The following is a 22,807-nucleotide window of genomic DNA, read 5'->3' on the forward strand; positions in this document are numbered from 1 at the left end:
CTAGACTCTTCGTCATGTCACGGGCCAACGCTGGAACCAAGGGCGTCCCACGCGCCGACCGCGAGCTGCAGATCCTGCGGGCCGCCTGCGAGGTCTTCGGCACGATGGGGTTCGCCAAGGCGTCCGTCGCCGGGATCGCCGCCGATGCCGGCATCTCGAAACCGCTGGTCTACCAGTACTTCGGCTCCAAGGAGGGCCTCTTCCTGGCCAGCTTCAACTACGGCGCCGAGACGCTCGCCGCCGAGATGGAGCGGGTCGCCACCGACGACTCGGTCGGCGTCGAGCGTGGACTGCATACACTCGACGGTCTCTTCCGTACGCTCGAACCGCAGCCGTGGCTGTGGCGGCTCCTCTTCGACCCGTCAGCGCCCGACGACGGCGAGGTGGCCGCCGCCCGCGCCGTCTACACCGACCGGATCACTCGTCTCGCCGTCGAGGGCGTCGGCGAGCTGATGAGGCTCGTCGGCGACGACGATCCCCTCGACGCCTCCGCGCTGACCGCGGTCTGGATGAGTGCGGTCGACGCGCTGATCACCTGGTGGCTCGACCATCCCGGGGTCACGCCCGCTCAGATGACGGAGCGGTGCCACCGGCTGATCATCGCGATCTCCGGCGCCGCGCTGCCCGCAGAACTCCCTGCCGAAGGTGGGGCCCCGCGGCCGGTGGAACGCAGTAGCCTACGCGCGTGAGCATCGGCAGAGACCTCCAGTCGGCGATCTTCCGCAAGGGCCTGTTCGGCCACCGTCCCGTGGTGCCGACCGAGCCCTCGGAGCTCGCCGAGGCCGCCCATCGGGCGATGACCAAGGAGGCCTGGGCGTACGTCGACGGCGGAGCCGGCCAGCAGCGCACCGTCGCCGCCAACACCGCCGCCTTCGACCACTTCCGGCTGGTGCCCCGCATGCTCACCAACGTCGAGAGCCGCGACCTGCGCACCACGCTGTTCGGCGTGGACATGCCGGCGCCGCTGATGCTCGGTCCGGTCGGCGTGCTCGAGCTCGCCCACCCGCGCGCCGAGCACGAGGTCGCCGCGGCGGCCCGCGCGACGGGCATCCCGATGGTGATCTCCACCCAGGCGTCCGTCCCGATGGAGGAGGTCGCCGAGGACCTGGGCGACACCCCACGGCTCTACCAGCTCTACTGGTCGAAGGACGAGTCGATCGTCGAGTCCTTCGTACGCCGCGCCGAGGCCATCGGCTCCGACGCGCTGGTCGTCACCCTCGACACGCACATGCTCGGGTGGCGTACGCGTGATCTCGATCTGGGCTATCTGCCGTTCGCGCGGGGGCTGGGGATCGCCCAGTACACCTCCGACCCGGCCTTCCGTGCCCTCGTCGAGAAGCGCCTCTCCGGCGGCAGCGGGACGAGCGTGCGACCCGGGATCCGGGAGATCCCCTCGGCCCTCACCGCGGTCGCCTCGATGGCCCAGCACCATCCCGGCAAGCTCGTCGACAACCTTCGCTCCGGTCACGCCCGCGCGGCCGTCGAGACCTTCCTCGACGTCTTCTCCCGCTCCGACCTGATCTGGGACGACCTCGACCGGCTGCGGGAGATGACCGACCTGCCGATCGTGCTGAAGGGGCTCCAGGCACCCGAGGACGCCCGGTGCGCCCTTGAGCACGGCGTCGACGGGATCATCGTCTCCAACCACGGCGGCCGCCAGGTCGACGGCGCCATCGCCTCCATCGACGCCCTGCCGAGCATCGTCGACGAGGTCGACGGCCGCATCCCGGTCCTCTTCGACTCCGGCATCCGCTCCGGTGCCGACATCCTCAAGGCGCTCGCCCTGGGGGCCGACGCGGTCCTCCTCGGCCGCCCCTACGTCTACGGCCTCGCCCTCGCCGGTGCCACCGGTGTCCAGGCAGTCCTGGAGCACATGATCGCCGAGCTCGACCTCTCCCTCGGCCTCGTCGGCTGCCGCTCGGTCGAAGAGATCGGCCGCGAGCTCCTCGGCTGAGAACAGCCAATGAGAGCAGGGACACGCCTGGGCTGTCCCAAGTTCATACTTTATGAGGGGGCGCGATCTGTGCACCCCACTTACGATTCAAGTGATGAACCCGCAATCTCCGCCAGACATCGTCGTAATCGGCGGCTCCAACATGGATCTCCACGCTCGTGCACACGAGCAGGTGGTCATGGGTTCGAGCATGTCCGGATCCGCCGGGCTCTCGCCCGGCGGGGTGGGCCGCAACGTCGCGGAGAACCTCGCTCGGCTGGGTGACTCGGTGGCGCTGGTCTCGGTCGTCGGCGACGACCCGATCGGCGACGAGGTGATCGCCTACACCGAGGACGTCGGCGTCGACTGCACCTACGTCCGCCGCCGGGCAGACGTACGCACCGGCACCTACAACGCCGTGCTCGACTCCTCCGGTGAGCTGGTGGTCGCGGTGGCCGACATGGCCGCGACCGACGAGTTCTCCCCGCTGGTCGTGGAGGCGGCCCGCGACCTGATCAAGAACGCTCGCGGCGTGCTCGTGGAGGGCAACATCCCGGTCCGTACGGCCGACGTGGCGATCGACCTGGCCCGCGAGTTCGACGTGCCCGTCGGGTTCGACCCGGTCTCGGTGCCGAAGGCGAGGCGGGCGCGGGACCTGATCCGGGCCGATCGCGAGCTCTACCTGGTCACGCCCAACCAGGCCGAGCTGGCCGCGCTGACCGACCTGCCCGCCGGCACCGACGCGGAGATCGAGAAGGCCATCCACTCACTGCACGACCGCGGTGTCGGCGTCGTCTGGGTGCGCCTCGGCGCCCGCGGATCGGTGATCAGCTACGACAACGTCTACCAGGACCTTCCCGCCGTGCAGACCGATGTCCTCGACGTCACCGGCGCGGGCGATGCGATGCTCGCCGCGTTCACCCACGAGCTCCTCCGAGATGTCGACCTGGTCGCGGCGGCGCGGTTCGGGCACGCCGCGGCGGCGCTGACCTGCGGCACCCACGACACCGTCCGGATGGACCTCAACGAGAGCCTCGTACGGGAGCTGGCGTGAAGGTGCGGCTCACCGAAGAGGTCGGGGTCGCGCTCGCCGAGGGCCGGCCGGTCGTCGCGCTGGAGTCGACGATCATCAGCCACGGCATGCCCTATCCCGACAACGTCAAGATGGCCACCGAGGTCGAGCAGATCGTGCGCGACAACGGCGCCGTCCCGGCCACGATCGCGCTGCTCGACGGCATCCCGCGTGCCGGACTGTCGTCCGACGACCTCGAGCTCCTCGCCTCCGACCCCGACGTCAGCAAGGTCAGCGTCCGTGACCTTCCCTACGTCGTCGCCCGCGGTCTCCACGGCGCGACCACGGTCGCGGCCACGATGCGCTTGGCGGCCATGGTCGGGATCAGGACGTTCGTGACCGGCGGGCTCGGTGGCGTACACCGGGGTGCGGAGACGTCCTTCGACATCTCCGCCGACTTGACCGAGCTGGCCCGCACCCAGGTCGCCGTGGTGAGCGCCGGCGTGAAGTCGATTCTCGACATCGGCCTGACCCTGGAGACCCTGGAGACGTACGGGGTGCCGGTGCTGGTCAACGGGAGCGACGAGTTCCCGGCCTTCTACTCCCGCAGCTCCGGGTTCGCGGCGCCGCTACGCATCGACGGCCCTGACGAGGCCGCTGCGGTCATGAAGGCCACCTGGGAGCTCGGCCTCCCCAGTGGCCTGGTCATCGCCAACCCGGTCCCGGTCGCTGACGAGATCCCCGCCGAGGTGATCGGGAAACACATCGACCAGGCTCTTGCTGACGCCGGGGCCCGCGACATCCGCGGCAAGGACATCACCCCGTTCCTGCTCGCCAGGATCGTCGAGCTGACCGGCGGTGACTCGCTGGCCACCAACATCGCTCTCGTACGCGACAACGCAGCCTTCGGCGCCCAAATGGCAGCATCCCATGCCGCCGCGTGACGAACGATCACCACTCGTTCACCCGGGCGACACCGCACGTGGCCTAACGTCTCGTCTACCTATGCGTTGATCCTCCCGTGACCGATAGCCCCCACATTGGCCAGACCACGATGGCCCCTTCCAGGCGCACCTTCCTCAAGGCCGGCCTGATCGGTGGTGCCGGTGTCGTCGCCGGCCCGATGCTGTGGACGCAGGCGGCCAGGTCGGCCGCACCGGCCACGGGCGTACATCTGTCGTACGGCGCCAACCCGGTCAAGCAGATGAACGTCTCCTGGTCGACCGCCGGGTCGGTCCAGGCACCGCGGCTCGACCTGGGCATGACGCCTGACTACGGTCTCACCCTCCGACCCGAGTCGCTCTCCTCGATCCGGGTCGACAGCGTCTACCACCACGTGGACCTGAGCGACCTGCGTCCGGGCACGCGCTACTACTACCGGCTCAGTCACGACGGGGGCACCCCGACCAGGGGCTCGTTCACCACCGCCCCGAAGACCACGGGGTCCTTCCGGTTCGCCGCCTTCGGCGACATGGGCGTGGCCGAGGACGCGGCACGCAACGTGAACCTGATCCGTCAGCAGGGCGCCGAGTTCGCGTTCGTCGTCGGCGACATCGCGTACGCCGACACCGGCGGCCAGGGCAAGAGCGGGGAGACGCAGCAGGACTTCGGTGTCTGGGACGAGTTCCTGACCCAGATCCAGCCCAGCGCCAACGCGATCCCGTGGATGACCGTCGTCGGCAACCACGAGATGGAGAACGGCAACGGCGAGCTCGGCTACGACGGCTACCGCGCCCGTTTCCGCCACCCCGGCAACGGTGCCGGCGGCGGAGAGGAGACCTACGCCTTCGTCCGGGGCAACGTCGCCTTCATCGCCCTCGACGGCAACGACGCGACGTACGAATACACGCGGAACGCGGGCTACCTCGGCGAGACGCTCGACAGCTGGCTCGAGGAGCGGCTGGCCGCCTTCCGGGCCCGCAACGACATCGACTTCATCCTGGTCGGCTTCCACCAGTGCGCCTACTGCACCAACATCGCGCACGCCTCCGACGGCGGCATCCGCGACCGCTGGGAGCCGCTCTTCGACCGCTACCAGGTCGATGTCGTGATCAACGGCCACAACCACTGCTACGAGCGCACCCACCTGATGCGCGACGGCAAGCCGGTCCAGGAGGCGCCGCGCGGCTCCACGGTCAGCACCAACGAGGGGACCATCTACATCACCGCCGGCGGTGGTGGCGGTTCGACCTATCCCGACGTCCTGCCGGTGCTCTCCTACTACACGGACAAGAACGGCCTGAAGATCCCCGAGCCGACGACCTACCGCGCCGTCGGCGACGCGACCCACTCGGTCGCGTTCTTCGATGCGCACCCGCGCGACGCCCACGGGCAGGCGAGGCTGGACCTCGAAGTCATCGCTACCGACGGGTCCGAGGTCGACACGCTCACCATCGCTAGGTCGCGTTGATGCGCGCCCAATTAGAGTTGATGCGCGTGGGGGGATTCAGAAGGAGGAAGCCGAGGTTGCTCAGCGTCGTCGTGCCTGTCTACAACGTGGCCGACTACGTCGCCGAGAGCCTCGACAGCATCCTTCATCAGCCGTTGCGTGAGGTCTGTGCCATCGAGGTGATCGTCGTCGACGACGGCTCCACCGACGGGTCGGCCGAGATCGTCAAGGGCATCGCCGCGAAGGACCCTCGGGTCACGCTGATCACCCAGCCCAACTCCGGTGTCTCCATCGCCCGTCACACCGGGATCGACGCCACCAGCGGTGACCTGCTCACCTTCGTCGACCCCGACGACATCCTGCCCCGTGACGCCTGGAGCACGATGGTGAAGACGCTGCGGCGTACGGGCTCCGACTTCGTGGTCGGATCCGCCGAGCGCGTCACTCTCGTGAACGGCGAGGAGCGGAGGTACGTCACCCCGCTGATGCGCCGCAACCACACCCGGACCCGCCTCGGATGCCGGATCGAGGACGCCCCGCTGATGCTCGCGGACGTGTTCGTGTGGAACAAGATCTTCCGGCGCTCCTTCTGGACCGACAACGACATCACGTTCCCCGAGCGCACCCGCTACCAGGACCAGGTGGCCCTGACCCAGGCGTTCCTGGCCGCCAGGAGCTTCGACATCCTCACCGACGTCGTCTACGACTGGCGGGTCCGCTCCGACTTCTCCTCCGCGACCCAGAAGCGCGCCCAGATCGCCAACCTGCTCGAACGGATCGCGACCAAGCGCCAGACCGTCGAGCTCGTGGCCGGCTCGGGCTCGTCCAAGCTGATGCGTACGCTGCGCACCGAGATCCTCCCGATCGACATGTGGGAGCACTTCCGCGCGTCGGTCAATCCCACCACCGAGGACCCCGACCGCTACTGGTCGCTGCTGCGCGGCGCCGTCCTCGAGTTCTGGTACGACGCCGGCGTCCCCTTCGAGGAGACCACCGTCCCGCGTGGCCAGCGCCTGATGGCCTGGCTGGTCGCGCAGGACCGCCGCGACGACCTCGCCGCCCTCGTCGAGACGATCGACGAGCGGGGTCCGGCCAAGGGGATCGAGGCGTTCGCCGCCGCGGAGGACCTGCCCGTCGGGCTCTAGGCGCACCGGGATCCCTCGGCCTCCACCGGAAGCCCTGGGGTGTATAACAGGGCCCTAGTGGCTCAGGGACTTAAGACCTGCGATAGGCCCAGATGCGCAGGCAATTGGGCGATTCCCGTTGCACGGGTGTCCCCCGGGGGGCAAGGTGTGGGCACCCCACGTCATTGCTTCGAGGAGCCCACTGAATGCCCAGCGTCGAGCTGTCGGCCGGTCCGATCGACTTCGAGGATACCGGCGGTGACGGCCCTGTCCTCGTACTCCTCCATGGAGTGCCGATGGACGGCCGTCTGTGGCGACGTGCGCTGCCCTACCTGGGTGGCTTCCGGGTGATCCGGCCGACGCTGCCGTTGGGTGGTCACCGGCAGCCGATGCGCCCCGACGCGGACCTGAGCCAGCAGGGTGTGGCGAGCATCCTCGGCGACTTCCTCGACGCGCTCGACCTCCACGACGTCACCTTGGTCCTCAACGACTGGGGCGGTGGCCAGTTCCTCATCAACGCCGACCGCACCGACCGCATCGCGCGGCTGGCGCTGGTGGCGTGCGAGGCCTTCGACAACTACCCGCCCAAGGCGGCCAAGCCGCTGGCGGTGCTCTCGAAGGTGCCGCCGCTGTTCACCGCAGCGCTGCAACTGCTCCGCATGGAGAGCTTCCGGCAGATGAGCTCCGGCTACGGCGGGATGTCGGTCGACAAGAGCTACCACCTCTACGACGACCTCGTTCACGGCTGGTTCGCGCCGGCGCTGACCGACCGGGCGATCCGCCGCGACTTCATCAAGTTCGCAGGCGGTGCTCCTGGTCGCGACAAGCTGCTCGAGCTGGCCGAGGGCCAGCAGAAGTTCACCAAGCCGGTGCTCGTCGTCTGGGCCGATCAGGACACGATGATGCCCGCCGAGCACGGTCCGCGCCTGGCCGCGCACTATCCCGACGCCCGGCTGGAGATCGTCAAGGACTCCTCCACCCTGGTGCCGATCGACCAGCCCGAGCTGCTCGCCGGGCTACTTCGTGCCTTCGTTATCGAGCAGAGCGTGCTCGGTGGTGGCGGTCCGGTTGACCCGGTACGCGAGGAAGCTCGGGACGAGTAGCGCACACAGCGCGATCCCGAGGAGGTTGAGCAGGCCGCCTCCGGTGGTCGCGATCGCGGTGCCGACCACGGCTGCCGCGCCTCCGTGCAGGACGTCGGCCACCCGCGGGCCGCCCGCGACGACGACCGTGAAGACCCCCTGCAGCCGGCCGCGTACGTTGTCGTCGGCCGCCGACTGCAGGATCGACATCCGGATTGCCGCGGAGGCCACGTCGGCGGCGCCGGCGACGATCATGAAGAGCACGGCGAGGCCCAGCATCAGGCTCGTGCTGCGCTTGTCAACAGCGAGGTCGGCGAACGCGACCGTGAGCCCGAACAGGGTGATCCCGAGGGCCCACACGCCGATGCAGTAGATGACCACGCGCCCCTGGGCCTCGATCCGCGAGACCCAGCCGGAGAAGATCCCGCCGATCACCGCGCCGGCCGGGATGGCCGCGAAGAGCAGTGCGAACGCGATCCCGCCCTCCGAGGGGCCGCCGAAGGACTCGTGGGCGATCTGCGGGAACAGCGCCCGCGGCATCGCGAAGACCATCGCGATCAGGTCGACGACGAAGCTCATCAGCAGCACCGGCTGATGGCGCAGGTACGCGAAGCCGTCCCACACCGAGCGCAGCCCGGGGACCTTCGCGCCGGCACCCTCGACGGGGAGCTTCGGCAGCAGCACGACCGCGTAGAGGGTCGCGAACAGCGTGACGGTGTCGATGGCGTACAGCCAGGTGAACCCGGTGAACGGCAACATCACGCCGGCGACAAGCGGTCCCGCGATCGCGCCGGCCTGGAAGACCGTCATGCTGAGCGAGTTGGCGGCCGGGAGCAGGTGCGCGGGCAGGATCTTGGGAAGCAGCGAGTTCCGGGTCGGCTGGTTGACCGCGAAGAAGGCCTGCTGGACCGAGAAGAGGCACAGCAGCAACCAGACGTTGGTGTTGCCGAGCGCGGACTGGAGCCAGAAGAGCGCGCTGGTGCCGATCAGTCCGGTGGTCGAGACCATCAGGATCGTACGCCGGTCGAAGTGGTCCGCGAGCGCGCCGCCGTAGAGGCCGAAGACGACCAGCGGGACCAGTCCGAAGACACCCGTCAGCCCGACGTACGCCGAGGAGCCGGTGTCCGCATAGATCTGGGCCGGCACCGCGACGACGGTGAGCTGGGCGCCGACCATCGTGATGATCCCGGCGATCCACAGGCGCCGGAAGTGCGGCTCCTGCAGGGGGCGGGTGTCCGCGACGGCACCCTTGAGCTTGGCGCTGATGCTCATCGCTGTGCGGTCTTCGACATGGTTACCGATGCTAAGCGAATGAATTTACCTGGAGAAATTCTGATGTGAGGTGTCGGATCGGGGTGTAGACGTTCGTAGCAAGGGTGAGAGGCGGCCACCGAGGCCGTCCGACACAAAGGAGTGAGCACCATGGCCAAGTACCTGATGTCCGTCTGGGGTCCCGACTCGGACTACGAGAAGGAGAACTACGGCTACGCCTCGGAGGAAGAGATGATGAAGTCGTTCGAGGCGACCGGGAAGTTCAACGACAAGCTCCAGCAGGAGGGCTACTTCGTCTTCGCCGACGGCCTCGATGCCGCGAAGACGGCGACCGTCGTCGACGGTCAGGGCGAGAAGCCGGTCATCACCGACGGCCCCTATGCAGAGGCCAAGGAGTACATGGCGGGCTTCTGGATCATCGACGTCCCCGACCTCGATGTCGCCCTCAAGCTCGCCGCCGAGGCGTCCGCGGCCTGCCTCGGCAAGGTCGAGGTACGCCCGATGCAGACCGGCCCCGAGGCGTGAACCGCTGTTGACCGATATCGACGAGGCGATCACCCGAGCCCACCAGGGGGAATGGGCACGGGTGGTCGCCAGCCTCGCCAAGCGCTTCGGCGACCTCGACATCGCCGAGGAAGCCGCGGCCGAGGCGTTCACGGTCGCAGTCGAGCGCTGGCCGCTCGATGGCGTACCCCCGAACCCCGGGGCCTGGCTCACCACCACCGCCAACCGCCGCGCGATCGACCGGATCCGCCGCGAGTCCAAACGTGACGACAAGCAGAAGGAGGCCGTCGCGATGCACGATGACACCCCGCACGAGCCTCTCGGCGCCATCGAGGACGACCGGCTCCGGCTGCTGTTCACCTGCTGCCACCCCGCGCTCGCGCCCGAGGCGCGGATCGCGCTGACGCTGCGGATGGTCGGCGGCCTGACCGTGCCCGAGATCGCGAACGCCTTCCTGGTCCAGGAGACCACGATGGGCCAGCGGATCACCCGCGCGAAGACCAAGATCAAGGCCGCCCACATCCCTTACCGGGTCCCCGAGGCGGCCGACCTCCCCGAGCGCGTCACGGGCGTCCTGGCCGTCCTCTTCCTGGTCTTCAACGAGGGCTATCTCTCCTCCGGCGACCACGAGAATCCCGTACGCGGCGACCTGACCCTCGAGGCCATCCGACTGACCCGCCTGGTCCGCGCGCTGCTCCCCGACGACGGCGAGGTCGTCGGCCTGCTGGCCCTGATGCTGCTGATCGAGGCGCGGCGTACGGCTCGGATCTCGGCGACCGGCGAGCTGGTCCGGCTCGACGAGCAGGACCGCGGCTCGTGGGATCTCACGCTGATCGCCGAGGGCCACGCGCTGGTGCGCGAGCGGCTCGAAGTCGTCGCGAACGGTGGCCCGCGGCCCGGGCGCTACCAGATCCTGGCCGCCATCAACGCCGTTCACACCTCGGTGCGCGACGCCCGCGACACCGATTGGTCCCAGATCGTCGCGCTCTACGACCAGATGATCCGGGTCGACGGCTCACCGATCGTCCGGCTCAACCGCGCGATCGCCGTCGCCGAGCTGGACGGGCCGGAGGTCGCGCTCGCCGAGATCGACCGGCTCGGCCTGGACGACTACCACGCCTTCCATGCCACCCGAGCCGATCTGCTGCGCCGCCTCGGCCGCAGCGGCGAGTCGCGTGCGGCGTACGACAAGGCCATCGAGCTCGCCGAGAACGCCGCCGAGGTCGCGCTGCTGACCAGGCGCAGGGACCAGCTCGGACGAAGCTGAAGATATTTCGCCTGACCCTGTCGGATCGGCATGGCTGCGTTCGTAGAAGGAGTGAGTGGCGGTCACCGGACCGCCCGGAGACGAGGAGACTGAGCGAATGCCCGAGTACATGATCGCGTTCAACGACGAGTGGGTTGCCGAGCACACCATGGAGCAGCTGCGGCAGAAGAGCGCCGCGTCCAAGGCCGTGCTCGACGAGATGAAGGCCGCCGGAGTCTTCGTCTACGCCAACGGCGGGATCGACGCCTCGACCGCCCTCTTCAGCGTGGAGGCGGAGCACGGAGATGCCGTCTTCACCGACGGTCCCTACGTCGAGACCAAGGAGCACATCGGAGGCTTCACCGTCATCGACGTGGCCGATGACGAGGCAGCCCGCTACTGGGCCGGCCGGGTGGCGGTCTGCCTCGACTGGCCGCAGGAGGTCCACCGCTTCCCGGACCCGCGTAGGTTCGAGGAGTGAGCATCCGGACCTGATTCAACGCTTCGCTGAATCTCGGCGGCGAAGCGTTTCAGGTCGTGGCAGGCTTGCCGCATGACGCCAGAGCCGCTTGCCCTGCCCGAGACCGAAGCCGCGGAGAGCTGGGTCAAGGAACGTACGTCCGCGACGCTGACCCACGTTCGGGAACTGGCCGAGAAGCTGCGGACCGCGCCGCCGAGCGAGGCGATCGAGGTGCTGAAGGCCTGGGACGAGCTGTCCCTCGAGCTCGGCTCGCTCGGTGGCCTGGCCGGCCTGCTCGCCAATGTTCATCCTGTCGAGGCGGTCCGTACGGCGTGCGAGGACACCGAGGTCGAGGTCGACCGGCTGCGCACCGAGCTCACCCAAGACCAGGCGCTCTACCGCGTCTTCGCGGAGCTTCCCACGGACCAGACGGACGCTCTCGACCCACTGGCCAAGCGGCTCCTGGAGAAGACGCTGCTGGACTTCACCCGCGCGGGCGTCGACCGTGACGACGCCACCCGGGCCCGGCTCACCGAGATCAACGAACGGCTCACCGAGCTCAACCTCGAGTTCGCCCGGGTGGCCCGGGACGACGTACGCATCACCACGGCCACGCCCGAACAGCTGGACGGGATGCCGGCCGACTGGCTGGAGGCGCACCCGGTCAACGACAAGGGGCTCGTGGAGATCACCACCGACTACCCCGACGCGCTTCCGGCGCGGATGTTCGTGAAGGATCCCGCGATCCGTCGCGCCGTCACGGTGGCCGGGCTCGAGCGCGGCTGGCCGCACAACGAAGCGGTCCTGAAGGAGATGTTCGCGCTACGTCACGAGCTGGCCAACCTGGTCGGCTACGAGGACTGGCCCGCCTTCGACGCCGCCGTGAAGATGATCGGCGAGGGGCCGGCGATCCCGGAGTTCATCGACAAGATCGCCGGTGCCTCCGAGGGGCGGATGAAGCGCGACCTCGAGGTGCTCCTCGACCGCTACGCCCGCGACGTTCCCGGGGCGAGCGCGGTCTCCTCCGCCGACGCGCTCTACTACGAGGAGCTGGTGCGGCAGGAGAAGTACGACGTCGACAGCCAGGTGGTGCGTACGTTCTTCGACTTCGCGAAGGTGCACCAGGGGCTGCTGGACGTCACCGGGCGACTCTTCGGGCTGCGCTACGATCCGGTCTCCGACGTCGTCACCTGGCACGAGGACGTGAGCGTCTTCGACGTCTACCAGCAGGACGGCGACGAGCCCCTCGGCCGGATCTACCTCGACCTGCACCCCCGCGAGGGCAAGTACAAGCACGCCGCGCAGTTCGACCTGGCACCCGGCGTGAAGGGCCGGCAGCTTCCCGAGGGCGTGCTGGTCTGCAACTTCTCCCGCGGTCTGATGGAGCACGACCACGTGGTGACCCTCTTCCATGAGTTCGGGCACCTGATCCACCACGTGCTGGGCGGACAAGGCGAGTGGGCGCGCTTCTCCGGGGTCGCGACGGAGTGGGACTTCGTCGAGGCGCCGAGCCAGATGCTCGAGGAGTGGGCCTGGGACGCCGACGTACTCCAGACCTTCGCGACCGACGCGGCCGACGAGCCGATCCCGGCCGACCTGGTCGCGCGGATGCGGGCCGCGGACGACTTCGGCAAGGGCTACCACGCACGGCAGCAGATGTTCTACGCCGCGATCTCCTACTGGTTCCACAAGGAGCAGCCCGACGACCTGACCAAGCGGCTCGAGGAGCTCCAGGCGGCGTACTCTCCCTACCCCTACCTCGAGGGCACCCACTTCTTCGCCAACTTCGGCCACCTGGGCGGTTACTCCTCGGCCTACTACACCTACATGTGGTCGCTGGTCATCGCGAAGGACCTCTTCAGCGCCTTCGACCGGGACAACCTGTTCGACCCCGAGGTGGCCGGCCGCTACCGCGATCTCGTGCTCGCCCGCGGTGGCGAGAAGGACGCCGCCGACCTGGTCGCCGACTTCCTCGGCCGGCCCTACTCGTTCGATGCGTACGCGGCCTGGTTGGTCGCCTGACGCGTCGCATAAGCAACGGTAAATACGGGTACGTCCGCTGCGGGGATGTAGCAGGCTCTGGGTGTGGGCTTTTCGTAAAGGTTGACCCATTTTGCGTCCGTTGGAGCGGCAAACTTGCGTCTTGAGCCTCGCTGGGTAAACGTCTCTAGAGCAGAGGTGCCTGTTGCGTGCGCCACTCGGGACTGCGCGTCGATTCCCAGGCACCCTGAATCCAATACCCGCATAGGGGGAGAGATACATGGATGCCTTGAAGGACATCGACTGGGTGGGTCTTGGTGGCAAGGTGCTTGCCGCCATCGCCATCCTCGTCGTCACGTGGATCATCGCCAAGATCGTCGCGTGGGCGTTCAAGAAGCTGACCTCGAAGATCGGAGCGCTCCAGAAGGCCGGCGCGGACGGTGACAGCATCGGCGCGAGCCTCGGCTCGGTGGCAGCCCTACTCGTCTGGCTATTCGGTCTGATTGCGTTGCTGCAGCTCTTTGGGCTCACGCAGGTGCTCGCGCCGATCCAGGGTCTGCTCGACGGGATCCTCGGGTTCCTGCCGAACCTCATCGGGGCCATCTTCGTGTTCATCGTCGGTGCGCTGCTCGCCAAGGTGGTGCGCCAGCTCGTCGAGACCGCACTCGGGGCGCTGCCGTGGGACCGCTGGCTCGGTGACGGCGCTCGCAAGGCGAGCGACACGATGGACGCCACGGTCGGGGTCGACCCGAACCGCACCCGAGTGTCGGGTCAGGCGCCCGAGACGGCTCCGCCGGGATCCGCGACTCCCACGGGTGCCTCGCAGGGTCACCAGATCGTCAAGGTCATCGGCCTGGTCCTCTACTCGATGATCATGATCGTGGTCGCGATCGCCGCCCTGCAGATCCTCGGCATCCGGTCGATCTCCGACCCGGCGACCGGCATGCTCGACATGATCCTGGCGGCCATCCCGAAGATCATCGCCGCGGGCATCCTGCTCGCGATCGGCGTCTTCATCGCTCGCTTCGCCGCCGACCTGCTCGGTGGCATCATCGATGGTCTCGGCCTGGACCGGGCGCTGCACTCGATGGACGTGCTCCCCGCCGACAGGAGCGCCACCCCGGCGGTCACCAAGATCGTGCAGATCGGCATCGTGCTGTTCTTCGCCGTGATGGCCGCGCAGATGCTTGACTTCCCGCAGATCACCGCCTTCATCAGCGAGGTGCTCGAACTGGGCGGCAAGGTCATCTTCGGTGCGGCGATCATCGCTGCCGGCTTCTTCATCGCGACGACCATCGCCAGGTTGGTCTCCGGCGCGGCCTCGCAGATCCTGAAGTACGCCACGATCGCGCTGTTCGTCGCGATCGGGCTGAAGTTCATGGGCCTGGCCGACTCGATCATCAACCTCGGCTTCGGTGCCGTGGTCGTCGGTGGTGCCCTTGCCGCGGCACTCGCCTTCGGTCTCGGTGGTCGCGAGGCTGCCGCCCGGGAGCTCGAGCGGCTCCAGGCCGAGCGCGATGGCGTGCGTACGCCTGCTGCGCCGACCGCTCAGAACCCGACGCCGCCGCCGACGCCCGGCGTCTGATCGCACTCACGACCCTCAGGGTCTGACTCAGGGAGCCCCCGGATCTTCGGGGGCTCCCTTGCTTTTGACTTGAATCGCTCTGATCACCGGCGTACGATCACGATATATCGCGAAGGAACGCGATCTAGTCTTCCGAAAGTAAGAGAGAAACCTGATGACGTACAACAACAGCAACCCTTGGGGTGAGTGGATCGACCAGATGGGTCGAGAGTTCGGCAAGGGCGGCCCGCGCCGCTCCCATGGCTGGCAGGGTCCCGGTTGGGGCGGACCTGGCGGTCCCGGTTGGCAGGGCGGCCACCACGGTCGCGGTCGTGGACCCGCTGGTCCGCCGCCGTGGATCGCAGCGCTCCTTGGCTTCGAGAACCAGCCCCCGCAGCGGCCCGGCCCCCGGGTCCGTCGTGGTGACGTACGCTCCGCGATCATCTACGTGATGGCCGAAGCGGCCGAGCAGGCCCAGGTGATCAACGGCTACCAGGTGATCCAGCAGATCTCGGAGCGCAGTTCGGGTGAGTGGCGGCCGAGCCCCGGCTCGGTCTACCCGACCATCCAGCAGCTCGAGGACGAGGGTCTCGTGGAGTCCGACGACGAGCACGGCCGCCGGGCGATACGGCTGACCGAGGCCGGCAAGACCTACGCCACCGAGCACGCCGACGAGCTGGCAGCCGTCTGGACGCCGTTCGACAAGGCCGTCGACAACGCCCGCGGCCAGGGTCGCGGCGGCCGAGGTGGTCCCAGTGGTCTGGGTGACCTGGCCGGCTTCGGAGTCCTCGGCGGCGAGCTCGCCCAGGTCCTCCCGGCGGTGTGGCAGCTCGCCACCTCCGGCACCGACGCCCAGCGTCAGGCCGCCGCCGACGTCCTCGCCGACACCCGGCGCAAGCTCTACGGCATCCTTGCGGCCGGCGACGACGAGCACACCGTCACCGCCGAGCAGGTCGACGAGGTCGAGGAGTCCGAGGACGGCGAGCCCGGCCCCGACCCGAAGCCCTGATGTCCTTCAACGGTAAGTGCCCCACGCTCTCGAGCGTGGGGCACTTACTCATGTGAGGGGTGAATCAGAGGGCGTCGAGGTGCTGGGCCAGGTGGCGGTGGCCGACGACCTCGTAGCCGACGATGGTGACCACCGGCGCCAGAGCCACGACGACGAGGCACCACGCCACCGGCACGCCCGCGATCGCCATCGCGACGCTCGCGACGAGCACGGCCATGGTGAGGGCGACCAGGAGGATGTGGAACGGGTCGATGACGTGCATGAACATGTTGTAGAGGAGGTAGAGGACCAACGCGTACACCCCGACCGGGAGTGCGACCGAGAGGACCGTGCCGACCTCGCCGAGCTTGGATTCATGCTCGAGCAGGTAGGCGGCCACGTGCAGGCCGGCTCCGGTGGCGGCGATCGCGGCGAAGAGCAGGATGTGGCCGTAGCCCCACAGGAACGAGCGGTCGCGGCGTCGCTCGAGCATGGTGGCCCAGGGGATCGTGAAGTAGGTCCACCACTGGCCGAAGGTCAAACCGATACCGGCGGCGAGCAGCAGGATCGCGTCGAGGCTCCAGCCCAGCTCGGGCTCATGGACGATCGCGGACATCACCGCGACCGTGCCGATCACGCCCTCGCCGAGGGTGATGATCGTCAGCAGGCCATAGCGCTCGGCGATGTGGTCGGCGTGCCAGGGAGTGCCACCGAAGCGGCGCTCGGCGATGAACGGCCCGACCAGCTCGATCACCAGGGGCACCATCATCGCGGCGAACGCCGTCGCCACGTCGAGCGGCAGGATGGCGATGATGCACCAGAGCACCTGCGAGCTGAGGACGGACACGAGGTAGACCCGGTGTGCCCCGCGCCGGCCGGGGTCCTGGCGCCAGGCGCGCAGCCACTGGCCGCAGAGTGCGACCCGCATCACGACGTACCCGGCGATCATGATCTCGTTGTGGAGCTGGTCGCCCTCGTGGACGCTCTCGAACATCTCCGGCAGGCCGAGGGCCATGATGATCACGCCGACCATCTGCAGCATCGTGAGCAGCCGGAACGCCCAGTCGTCGGTGTCGTACGCCGAGGCCATCCAGGAGTAGTTGATCCACGCCCAGCAGATCGCGAACGAGGCGAAGCAGAACGCCACGATCCCCGCCACGACGTGGCCCTCCGCGAGCTGATGGGCCAGCTCGTTGCCACTCATGCCGAAGGCTACGACGAAGGTGAGGTCGAAGAGCAGCTCCAAGGGAGTCGCGGCCCGATGCTCCTCGTGCGGGTCGCGTCCGGTCATCTGGCGCAGGCGGCTGGTTGCGTTCACGTGGTGAGGATAGGACGTCGGGCGTACGTTTCTTGGCATGAGCGAGCGCCAGCGAGCGTCAATGGGCCTCAGGCCGCCGGTTCCGTATTCTTTGATCTACCGAACGGAGGCGGCGGCATGAGCGAGGTCCTGATCAAGGTGCGCGGGTCGCACAGTGTCGAGGTGGCGCCGGAGCGAGGGGTGGTGTCCGCCGAGATCCGGTTCGACGGCCCTGCCCCGGAGCCGGTGATGGAGCAGCTGCGGCGTGGGCTGCACGGCGTCCGTACGGAGCTCGAGCGGCTCGAGCAGGAGGGCGCGATCAAGAGGCTCGTCATCCAGAGGGCCCGCACCTCGGCCGAGCGGCCCTGGCACAAGGACGGCAAGCAGTTGCCGTTGGTGCACCGTGCCACGGTCGGTCTCTGGGCGGAGTTCGTCGACTTCACGGCGCTGGCGACATGGGTCGGCCGCACCGCGGGCAACGAAGGTCTCCGGGTCGACCACGTCTCGTGGCAGCTGACCAAGGAGAGCCGGCTGAAGGTCGAGCGTGAGGTACGCCAGGAGGCGGTGCGGCAGGCCAAGGTGCGCGCGCAGGACTATGCCGATGCCCTCGACCTCGGCCCGGTCGCGGTCCGGAGCATCAACGACGTCGGCGTCAGCCGCGAGGTGACGTACGCGTCGGCGTTGGAGATGCAGATGGCCCCCGCCGGAGCCCGGAAGGCGGGCTCGGGCGCACCTGATCTGGCCTTCGATCCCGACGACATCTCGGTCTACGCCGAGGTCGAAGCAGCCTTCACCGTCGGAGCGAAGTAGGGGTCATTTGGCGACGGCTTCGAGGTGGGCATCGAGGCGCTCGGGGGAGAGCAGGTGGTTGATGACCACCGCGGCACAGCCGACCATGCCGGTGGAGTCGGCGTGGGTGGACGGGACGAAGGTCAGGTCGCGGGTGGCCAGGGCGGTCGAGCGCGAGTAGACGGTCTCGCGTACGCCGGCGGTGTAGAGGTCGAAGGCGCCGGCCATGTCGCCACCGATCACGACGACCTCGGGGTTGAGCAGGTTGATCGCGATCGCGAGCACCTCGCCGAGCTGGCGACCGGCCTCACGCAGCAGGCCACGGGCGATGGCGTCGCCGGCGAGCGCGGCGGCGACCAGGTCGCGGATGTGGCCGGCGGAGACACCGGAGTCGACCAGGCCCTGGGTCAGCGCCCAGCCGGCCGCGACCGTCTCCAGGCACCCGGTTGCCCCGCACCGGCAGGGGCGCTCGCCGGCGGACTCGACCCGGGTGTGCCCGATCTCGCCGACGGCACCGGCGTGCCCGCGCAGCACCCGGCCGTCGGCGATGACCGCCAGGCCGAGGCCGGTCGACGCCTTCACGACGAGCGCGTCATTCGGGTGCAGCCCGCTGCCGAAGAGCTCGGCCGTGGCCAGGGCATCGGTGTCGTTGACGAGCACCAGCGGGCCGTCGGTGAGCCGGTCGAAGTAGGGGTCGAGCGCGACGCCGTCCCAGCCCCGCATCACCGGTGAGTCGACCGAGACCAGGCGGACGGGGTCGACGACGCCGGGCAGGCTCATCCCGACACCGAGCACGGGCGGTTCGATGCCCTCCAGGAGCCGCTCGAGCCGGTCGGTCACGTCGGGCATGAGGTCGTCGGCGGCGATGCCGACCTCGTGGTCACGGGTGTCGCCGGCGAGCTCGCGGCCGTCGAGGTCGAAGACGGCGAGCTGGCTGCGTGAGCGCCCGATCGCCACGGCCAGCACCACACCGGCGTCGGCGTTGAAGGTGAGCGAGCCCGGCGGCCGGCCACCGGTGGAGGCGAGCTCCTCCCCGGTGAGGATCAGTCCGGCGTCGACGAGAGCCGAGACCCGGGAGACCACAGCCGTACGCGACAGACCGGTCGTCTTCTGCAGATCGCTGCGGGTCAGGGCGCGTCCGGAGCGCACCAGAGCGAGGACGTCGGCGGCGGTTGTCATCTCGGGCATGGGGTGAAGCGTACGCCCCTTATGTCTTTCATGTACCAAAGATTTACTTGTATCGATCCAAAGATCGTGTCAGGGTGTGCGAAAGCACACTGTCTTTTGGAGGACCCGTGACTGCCGTTTCCCCCACCGTCGCTGACGTCACCGCACGTCTCATCGAGCGTTCCGCAGCCACGCGGGCCGACTACCTGGCCCGCATCGCGTCCGCCCGCGCGACCGGTCCCGCCCGCGGCCGGCTCGCGTGCAGCAACCTGGCTCACGGCTTCGCAGCCTCCACCGCGCCGACGAAGGCCGAGCTCAAGGTGGTCACCCCGGCGGCGAAGCCCAATGTCGCGATCGTGACCTCCTACAACGACATGCTCTCGGCGCACGCGCCCTACGAGACGTACCCGCCGCTCCTCAAGGCCGCGGTCATGCGCGCGGGCGGACTCGCGCAGGTCGCCGGTGGCGTACCCGCGATGTGCGACGGCATCACCCAGGGCCGCGACGGGATGCAGGTCTCTCTCTTCTCCCGCGACGTGATCGCGATGTCGGCCGGGATCGCCCTCTCGCACGACATGTTCGACGCCGCGCTGATGCTCGGCGTGTGCGACAAGATCGTGCCCGGCCTCCTGATCGGGGCCCTCTCGTTCGGTCACCTGCCGACCGTCTTCGTGCCGGCCGGCCCGATGTCCTCAGGCCTTCCCAACAAGGAGAAGGCCCGCGTCCGGCAGCGGTACGCAGCGGGCGAGGCCACCCGCGAGGAGCTGCTCGAGGCCGAGGCCGCCAGCTACCACTCCCGCGGCACCTGCACCTTCTACGGCACCGCCAACTCCAACCAGCTCCTGATGGAGGTGCTCGGCCTGCACCTGCCGGGCTCCTCGTTCGCCTCGCCGGACACCCTGCTGCGGGCCGCGCTCAACCGCGCCGCCGCCGCGCGTGCCACCGAGCTGGCGCTCACCGGCGGTCCGGGCGTGGGCGAGATGATCGACGAGAAGTCGATCATCAACGCGTGTGTCGCCCTCCTCGCCTCCGGCGGGAGCACCAACCACACCCTTCACCTGGTCGCGATCGCCCGCGCCGCCGGGATCCAGCTGACCTGGGCCGACATCTCCGACCTGTCGCCGGTGGTCCCGTCGATCAGCCGGATGTACCCCAACGGCTCCGCCGACGTGAACCACTTCCACGCGGCCGGCGGCGTCAGCTTCCTGGTCCGCACGCTGCTCGAGGCCGGGCTGCTCCACGAGGACGTGACCACGATTCTTGGCCCGGGCCTGTCGGCCTACACCCAGGAGTCGCGGCTCACCCGCGACGGCGAGATCGAGTTCGTCGAGGGCGCCCCGATCTCCGGCGACCTCGACGTGCTGCGCCCGGCCGACGACCCGTTCTCACCCGACGGTGGTCTGCGGGTGCTGACCGGCGAGCTCGGCACCGCTGTCATCAAGACCTCGGCGGTCGCGCCCGAGCACCAGGTGGTCTCCGCTCCCGCGATCGTCTTCGACGACCAGGCCGACTTCCTCACCGCCTTCTCCGAGAAGCGCCTCGACGGTCGTGACTTCGTCGCGGTGCTGCGCTATCAGGGCCCCGCAGCCAACGGGATGCCCGAGCTGCACAAGCTCACCCCGGCTCTCGGGGTGATGCAGGACCGCGGGCAGCACGTCGCCATCGTCACCGACGGCCGGATGTCCGGCGCGTCGGGGAAGGTGCCCGCGGCGATCCACCTCACGCCCGAGGCCGCGCTCGGCGGCCCGCTCGCCCGCGTGCAGGACGGCGACCTGATCACTGTCGACGCCGTCGCCGGCACCCTGAGCATCGGGGTCGACGCCGACGAGTTCGCGCACCGCCCCACCACCGGTCGCGCACCGCTCGACGCCGAGTGGCGTGGCACCGGTCGCGAGCTCTTCTCCGCCTTCCGTGCCACCGTCGGCTCCGCCGACACCGGCGCGTCCGTCTTCCCCTTCGCTCCCGTTCAGCAGAGCCCGTCCTCCCAGGAGACCCCCGTCCATGTCTGACCTCACCTCCGCCGACCTGCTCGACCTCTCCCCGGTGATCCCGGTCGTCGTCGTGGACACCCTCGACCAGGCGGTGCCCGTGGCCCGCGCCCTCGCCGAGGGTGGCGTGCCCGTGGTCGAGCTGACCCTGCGTACGCCGGTGGCGCTCGACGCGATCCGGGCGATCGCCGAGGAGGTGCCGGAGGTCCTGATCGGCGCCGGCACCGTGACCACTCCCTTGCTCGCCAAGGAGGCCGCCGCGGCCGGCGCCCAGTTCCTGGTCTCGCCGGGTGCCACCCCGACGCTGCTCGGCGCGATGCGCGACACCGGCCTGCCGTTCCTGCCCGGCACGGCCACCGTCTCCGAGGCCATCGCGGTGCTCGAGACCGGCCACACCGCGATGAAGTTCTTCCCGGCCGAGGCCTCCGGCGGCGCCAAGTATCTCGGCTCGCTGCCGTCCGTGCTCCCCGGCGCGCGCTTCTGCCCGACCGGCGGCATCTCGCTCGCCACGGCTCCCAGCTATCTCGCTCTCGCCAACGTCGGCTGCGTCGGCGGCTCCTGGCTCACCCCCGCCGACGTGCTCGCCTCCGGCGACTGGGACCGCGTCACCGCGCTCGCAGCCGCCACCGCCGCGCTCCGCTGACCGCCGCTGACCTCGCCGGGTGGGCGAGGTCAGCGGTACAGCAGGTACTGGCGACGGGTCGCGTCGAAGTCGGCCAGCTCGTCTTGCCAGGCCGCCTCGACCTCGTCGCCGCTGGCGCCGGCGTCGATCTGCGTACGCAGCCTCGTCGATCCGGTGAGCTTGTCGATCCAGAACGGCCGGGCGGTGTCCCAGGAGTCCTGGCGCCAGGCGAACTCCGGGTAGAGGGCCTTGGCCGCGACCAGCATCTCGACACCGGTACGGACGGGGTCGAAACGGTCGCGGTCCTGGATCGTGACCTGCACCCCGCCGCAGACCTGGCCGGCGAACTTGTTGACCGAGGGGTTGAAGTACGCCTCCCGGAAGGTCACGCCCGGCAGGTTCGCCTCCTCCAGCGTCGCGGCCCAGCGGTGGTCGACGAACGGCGCCCCGATCAGCTCGAACGGCTTGGTGGTGCCGCGCCCCTCGGAGAGGTTGGTGCCCTCGAACATGCAGGTGCCGGGGTAGGACAGTGCGGTGTCGGAGGTCGGCATGTTGGGGCTCGGCAGGATGAAGTCGAGCCCGGTGTCGGCGTACAACGTCCGTCTCCGCCACCCGGAGACCTGGACGACGTCGAGCTGCGCCAGCCGCCCGCCGGCGTGCTCCTCGAGGAACTCGCCGTCGAAGAACCGGGCCAGCTCGCCGACCGACATCCCGTGCTGCTGGACGATCTCGCGGGCGCCGACGCCCGAGGTGTACGCCGCGGTCATCATCGGTCCGCGGGCCGTCCCGCCCACGGGGTTGGGGCGGTCGAGGACCACGAAGCGCTTGCCGGTCGCGACGGCCGCCTGCATCGCCGTCCACATCGTCCAGATGTAGGTGTAGAACCGGGAGCCGACGTCCTGGATGTCGAAGACGACGGTCTCGACATCGGCGGTCGTGAACAGCTCGGTCATCTTCGCGACGTTGGCGCCGTAGGAGTCGTAGACGGTCAGTCCGGTGCGCTCGTCGACGAAGGTGCCCTCCGAGCCGCCCGCCTGAGCCGTACCGCGGAAGCCGTGCTCCGGACCGAAGACACCGGCGATCTGGACCGCCCCCGACTCGTGCATCTCGTCGACGATGTTGCGCAGGTTGCCGAGCACGCCGGTGGGGTTGGTGATGATGCCGACCCGGTCGCCCGACAGCACCGACCAGCCGTCGCCGGCCGCTCGATCGGCGCCGGTCCTGACCGCCTCACCGCCGCTGAGCGGGGAGACCTGCTCGGTCGCGGCTCCTGCCGAACCGGTGAGAAGCGGCGCCGCCACGGCGCCGGCTGCGGCCGCGCCGAGCAGACGGCGCCGGTCGATCCTGGGGACTTCAGTGCTCATGGGGGCGCTCCTGTGCCGAGGGATGC

At 69.2% G+C, this 22,807-nt stretch carries 20 protein-coding genes; 16 read left to right on the top strand and 4 right to left on the bottom strand.

All coding sequences use genetic code 11. From position 1 onward, the window contains the following. The first annotated feature begins 14 nt into the window (after positions 1-14). From ABTW65_RS19110 to ABTW65_RS19140, 7 genes are all read left to right on the top strand, one after another. Positions 15-689 (top strand): TetR/AcrR family transcriptional regulator, encoded by a 675-nt coding sequence (locus tag ABTW65_RS19110; protein WP_350662932.1) that lies wholly within the window; start codon positions 15-17, stop codon positions 687-689. Beyond that, positions 686-1,954 (top strand): alpha-hydroxy-acid oxidizing protein, encoded by a 1,269-nt coding sequence (locus ABTW65_RS19115; RefSeq protein WP_350662935.1) that lies wholly within the window; start codon positions 686-688, stop codon positions 1,952-1,954. Before ABTW65_RS19110 ends, ABTW65_RS19115 begins: the two co-directional genes overlap by 4 nt. Before the next feature lie 94 nt (positions 1,955-2,048). Then, positions 2,049-2,987: a carbohydrate kinase family protein gene (locus tag ABTW65_RS19120; protein ID WP_350662937.1), complete on the top strand. Its 939-nt coding sequence runs from the start codon at positions 2,049-2,051 to the stop codon at positions 2,985-2,987. Continuing rightward, positions 2,984-3,889, top strand: a complete 906-nt coding sequence (locus tag ABTW65_RS19125; RefSeq protein WP_350662939.1) for a pseudouridine-5'-phosphate glycosidase — start codon at positions 2,984-2,986, stop codon at positions 3,887-3,889. Before ABTW65_RS19120 ends, ABTW65_RS19125 begins: the two co-directional genes overlap by 4 nt. Before the next feature lie 110 nt (positions 3,890-3,999). After that, positions 4,000-5,355 (top strand): purple acid phosphatase family protein, encoded by a 1,356-nt coding sequence (locus ABTW65_RS19130; protein WP_350662941.1) that lies wholly within the window; start codon positions 4,000-4,002, stop codon positions 5,353-5,355. 56 nt (positions 5,356-5,411) lie between these two features. Continuing rightward, a complete protein-coding gene (locus ABTW65_RS19135) occupies positions 5,412-6,479 on the top strand; it encodes a glycosyltransferase family 2 protein (RefSeq protein ID WP_350662943.1) in 1,068 nt (355 codons plus the stop codon). A 185-nt stretch (positions 6,480-6,664) separates the two neighbouring features. Continuing rightward, a complete protein-coding gene (locus ABTW65_RS19140) occupies positions 6,665-7,561 on the top strand; it encodes an alpha/beta fold hydrolase (protein ID WP_350662945.1) in 897 nt (298 codons plus the stop codon). Here the strand turns inward: ABTW65_RS19140 and ABTW65_RS19145 are convergent. Next, on the bottom strand, positions 7,475-8,812 hold the full coding sequence (locus tag ABTW65_RS19145; protein WP_350662947.1) for an MFS transporter: 1,338 nt from the start codon (positions 8,810-8,812) through the stop codon (positions 7,475-7,477). The genes ABTW65_RS19140 and ABTW65_RS19145 overlap by 87 nt on opposite strands. A 150-nt stretch (positions 8,813-8,962) precedes the next feature. Between ABTW65_RS19145 and ABTW65_RS19150 the strand changes: the two genes are divergently transcribed. The 6 genes from ABTW65_RS19150 to ABTW65_RS19175 all read left to right on the top strand — a co-directional run bounded on the left by ABTW65_RS19150 (position 8,963) and on the right by ABTW65_RS19175 (position 15,575). Further along, the gene (locus ABTW65_RS19150; RefSeq protein ID WP_350662949.1) at positions 8,963-9,337 is read left to right on the top strand and encodes a YciI family protein; all 375 of its coding nucleotides are present in this window, start codon (positions 8,963-8,965) and stop codon (positions 9,335-9,337) included. Between the two features lie 7 nt (positions 9,338-9,344). Further along, positions 9,345-10,583: an RNA polymerase sigma factor gene (locus ABTW65_RS19155; protein WP_350662951.1), complete on the top strand. Its 1,239-nt coding sequence runs from the start codon at positions 9,345-9,347 to the stop codon at positions 10,581-10,583. A gap of 97 nt (positions 10,584-10,680) precedes the next feature. Further along, positions 10,681-11,043, top strand: a complete 363-nt coding sequence (locus ABTW65_RS19160; RefSeq protein WP_350662953.1) for a YciI family protein — start codon at positions 10,681-10,683, stop codon at positions 11,041-11,043. Between the two features lie 72 nt (positions 11,044-11,115). Next, complete coding sequence (locus ABTW65_RS19165) at positions 11,116-13,044, top strand: M3 family metallopeptidase (RefSeq protein ID WP_350662955.1); 1,929 nt, start codon at positions 11,116-11,118, stop codon at positions 13,042-13,044. Positions 13,045-13,282: 238 nt separating this feature from the next. After that, on the top strand, positions 13,283-14,587 hold the full coding sequence (locus ABTW65_RS19170; protein WP_350662957.1) for a mechanosensitive ion channel: 1,305 nt from the start codon (positions 13,283-13,285) through the stop codon (positions 14,585-14,587). 154 nt (positions 14,588-14,741) lie between these two features. After that, a complete protein-coding gene (locus ABTW65_RS19175) occupies positions 14,742-15,575 on the top strand; it encodes a PadR family transcriptional regulator (RefSeq protein WP_350662960.1) in 834 nt (277 codons plus the stop codon). A 64-nt stretch (positions 15,576-15,639) separates the two neighbouring features. Here the strand turns inward: ABTW65_RS19175 and ABTW65_RS19180 are convergent, their stop codons facing one another. Beyond that, positions 15,640-16,872, bottom strand: a complete 1,233-nt coding sequence (locus ABTW65_RS19180) for a low temperature requirement protein A (RefSeq protein ID WP_350662962.1) — start codon at positions 16,870-16,872, stop codon at positions 15,640-15,642. A 117-nt stretch (positions 16,873-16,989) separates the two neighbouring features. Between ABTW65_RS19180 and ABTW65_RS19185 the strand changes: the two genes are divergently transcribed. After that, on the top strand, positions 16,990-17,661 hold the full coding sequence (locus ABTW65_RS19185) for an SIMPL domain-containing protein (RefSeq protein ID WP_350662964.1): 672 nt from the start codon (positions 16,990-16,992) through the stop codon (positions 17,659-17,661). A gap of 3 nt (positions 17,662-17,664) precedes the next feature. On the opposite strand, the gene ABTW65_RS19190 is transcribed toward ABTW65_RS19185, so the two are convergent. Beyond that, positions 17,665-18,828, bottom strand: coding sequence for an ROK family transcriptional regulator (locus tag ABTW65_RS19190; protein WP_350662966.1), 1,164 nt, complete (start codon positions 18,826-18,828; stop codon positions 17,665-17,667). 107 nt (positions 18,829-18,935) lie between these two features. On the opposite strand from ABTW65_RS19190, the gene edd reads away from it, so the two are divergent. Beyond that, positions 18,936-20,816: a phosphogluconate dehydratase gene (edd, locus tag ABTW65_RS19195; protein ID WP_350662968.1), complete on the top strand. Its 1,881-nt coding sequence runs from the start codon at positions 18,936-18,938 to the stop codon at positions 20,814-20,816. Then, entirely contained in the window at positions 20,809-21,438 is a 630-nt protein-coding gene (gene eda, locus ABTW65_RS19200) for a bifunctional 4-hydroxy-2-oxoglutarate aldolase/2-dehydro-3-deoxy-phosphogluconate aldolase (RefSeq protein WP_350662970.1), read from the top strand. The genes edd and eda overlap by 8 nt, the downstream gene beginning before the upstream one ends. A gap of 29 nt (positions 21,439-21,467) precedes the next feature. Here the strand turns inward: eda and ABTW65_RS19205 are convergent, their stop codons facing one another. After that, a complete protein-coding gene (locus tag ABTW65_RS19205; protein ID WP_350662973.1) occupies positions 21,468-22,781 on the bottom strand; it encodes an exo-beta-N-acetylmuramidase NamZ family protein in 1,314 nt (437 codons plus the stop codon). Between the last annotated feature and the right edge of the window lie 26 nt (positions 22,782-22,807).

Origin of the sequence: Nocardioides sp. NPDC127503 (assembly GCF_040302165.1) — a bacterium.
GTDB lineage: Bacteria > Actinomycetota > Actinomycetes > Propionibacteriales > Nocardioidaceae > Nocardioides.

What these genes read in the sequence shown, in the direction of transcription:
- ABTW65_RS19110 (WP_350662932.1), top strand. Translation starts at nt 15, where the DNA reads ATGTCACGGGCCAACGCTGGAACCAAGGGCGTCCCACGCGCCGACCGC.
- ABTW65_RS19120 (WP_350662937.1), top strand. Translation starts at nt 2,049, where the DNA reads ATGAACCCGCAATCTCCGCCAGACATCGTCGTAATCGGCGGCTCCAAC.
- ABTW65_RS19130 (WP_350662941.1), top strand. Translation starts at nt 4,000, where the DNA reads ATGGCCCCTTCCAGGCGCACCTTCCTCAAGGCCGGCCTGATCGGTGGT.
- ABTW65_RS19140 (WP_350662945.1), top strand. Translation starts at nt 6,665, where the DNA reads ATGCCCAGCGTCGAGCTGTCGGCCGGTCCGATCGACTTCGAGGATACC.
- ABTW65_RS19145 (WP_350662947.1), bottom strand. Translation starts at nt 8,812, where the DNA reads ATGAGCATCAGCGCCAAGCTCAAGGGTGCCGTCGCGGACACCCGCCCC.
- ABTW65_RS19150 (WP_350662949.1), top strand. Translation starts at nt 8,963, where the DNA reads ATGGCCAAGTACCTGATGTCCGTCTGGGGTCCCGACTCGGACTACGAG.
- ABTW65_RS19160 (WP_350662953.1), top strand. Translation starts at nt 10,681, where the DNA reads ATGCCCGAGTACATGATCGCGTTCAACGACGAGTGGGTTGCCGAGCAC.
- ABTW65_RS19165 (WP_350662955.1), top strand. Translation starts at nt 11,116, where the DNA reads ATGACGCCAGAGCCGCTTGCCCTGCCCGAGACCGAAGCCGCGGAGAGC.
- ABTW65_RS19170 (WP_350662957.1), top strand. Translation starts at nt 13,283, where the DNA reads ATGGATGCCTTGAAGGACATCGACTGGGTGGGTCTTGGTGGCAAGGTG.
- ABTW65_RS19175 (WP_350662960.1), top strand. Translation starts at nt 14,742, where the DNA reads ATGACGTACAACAACAGCAACCCTTGGGGTGAGTGGATCGACCAGATG.
- ABTW65_RS19185 (WP_350662964.1), top strand. Translation starts at nt 16,990, where the DNA reads ATGAGCGAGGTCCTGATCAAGGTGCGCGGGTCGCACAGTGTCGAGGTG.
- ABTW65_RS19190 (WP_350662966.1), bottom strand. Translation starts at nt 18,828, where the DNA reads ATGCCCGAGATGACAACCGCCGCCGACGTCCTCGCTCTGGTGCGCTCC.
- eda (WP_350662970.1), top strand. Translation starts at nt 20,809, where the DNA reads ATGTCTGACCTCACCTCCGCCGACCTGCTCGACCTCTCCCCGGTGATC.
- ABTW65_RS19205 (WP_350662973.1), bottom strand. Translation starts at nt 22,781, where the DNA reads ATGAGCACTGAAGTCCCCAGGATCGACCGGCGCCGTCTGCTCGGCGCG.